The 1,486-nt window shown below is 66.0% G+C and carries 1 protein-coding gene; it reads right to left on the bottom strand.

Annotated elements, in window-relative coordinates; all coding sequences use genetic code 11:
* Nucleotides 1-18: 18 nt before the first annotated feature.
* The gene (locus tag AB0L82_RS43640; RefSeq protein ID WP_364651607.1) at nt 19-1,161 is read right to left on the bottom strand and encodes an IS110 family transposase; all 1,143 of its coding nucleotides are present in this window, start codon (nt 1,159-1,161) and stop codon (nt 19-21) included.
* Nucleotides 1,162-1,486: the final 325 nt, after the last annotated feature.

The raw sequence follows: 1,486 nt of genomic DNA, 5'->3' as shown, positions 1-1,486 counted from the left end.
AGGACGCTCCTATAGATGTCAAGCTGCCGATGCCGACGTGCGGAAGTCGGTTCGGAGGGCTTGAAATACCTCGCGTGCGAGATACCGCTTGAGGCAACGGATGATCTCGGGTTTGGTCTTGCCTTCGGCCGTGCGGCGAGCGACGTAGTCTCTGGTTCTCTGGTCGTAACGTAGCCGCACGATCACTGCGACGTGCAGCGCCTGGTTGGCTTGTCGGTCTCCGCCCCGGTGGAGTCGGTGTCGGACGGTTTTGCCGGAAGATGCGGGAATGGGAGCGACTCCGCAGAGGTGGGCGAAGGCGGCTTCGCCGATCAGCCGGTGGGGGTTGTCGCCGATCGAAATCACCAGCGCCGCAGCGGTATCGGGTCCGAGCGCGAACACGTTCAGCGTGTTCGGGGCGACCTGCTTCAGCAACCGATGCAGGTGGCGTTCGAGCTGGTCGGCCTGATCCTGCGCCTCCTTGACCCGCGCGGCGAGTGAACGCAGCGCAAGTTTCGTGGCATGAACCGGGTCTGCGAGGTGACCGGTATCGGGTCGGAACGCGGCGCAGGTGGCCAACAACTTGGCGCGGGACAGGCCGCGCAGCTGGCTGCGCAGCGTTTCCGGGCTGGTCGTGATCAGCCCGCGCAGCGCGTTGAGCGCGGCGGTGGAGGCCTTGACCGCGGTGTGCCGTGCCACACGCAACGCGCGAACGGCTTCGATCGCGCCGTTGCGCAGTTTCGGTGCGGTGACACCGGATTCGTCGAGTAGTCGACGGGCCGCGGCGTAGGCGTCGATGGTGTCGGTCTTGCCCTGGGCGCGGCGCAGCCGGCGGTTCGGGCGCGCTACCTCGGCGACATCGTGGCCGTGCTCGTGCAGGTAGCGGGCCAGCTCGACCCCATAGGATCCGGTGCCTTCGATACCGATCCGCGCGACCCGACCGAAGGAGGTGATCCATCGTTCGATGGCCGCGTAACCGGCTGCGGTGGTGGGGAATTCGCGGTCGGCGAGCTTCTTGCCGTGTTCGTTGACGATCGCGACGTGGTGGGTGTCGGCATGGGTGTCGACACCGACATAGACCACCGCGAGCGCGACGAGGGAGGAAGTCATCGGGCGGGTGCTGCCTTTCTCTGGGATCGGCAGGTGCTGCGCGTGCTGCGGTGGGTCGGACAGGCCAGTCATGGGCCGGCTGTGCGGCAGGCTCCTATCAGGTCACGACCGTCGATGCGCAGGACCTGGGCGGGATTTCGGGGTGGGCGCATCGCACCGGCCCGAACTCGGGTCGACGGGTCCCGAAAAGGACACCCGCTGGGGTCAGGAAACTTCGGAGTCACACCCGAGTTCGGGGTAATGCGGTGAGCGAGTTGCCATCATGCTCGCCCACCGCATCGGTCGGGAAGCAGGTCGACGGGTCCTTCGAAAGACACCCGTTCGGGTCAGGAAAATTCCGGGTCAGACTCTGGCTCGTGCGGTGCGATGCGCGAGTTCCATCATGACTGGAAACTTC

This window comes from Nocardia sp. NPDC052001, assembly GCF_040680615.1.
Classification (GTDB): Bacteria; Actinomycetota; Actinomycetes; order Mycobacteriales; family Mycobacteriaceae; genus Nocardia.
The sequence above is the reverse complement of the archived record's forward strand: the minus strand, read 5'-3'. Positions and strand labels throughout refer to the sequence as shown.

What these genes read in the sequence shown, in the direction of transcription:
- AB0L82_RS43640 (WP_364651607.1), bottom strand. Translation starts at nt 1,161, where the DNA reads ATGACTGGCCTGTCCGACCCACCGCAGCACGCGCAGCACCTGCCGATC.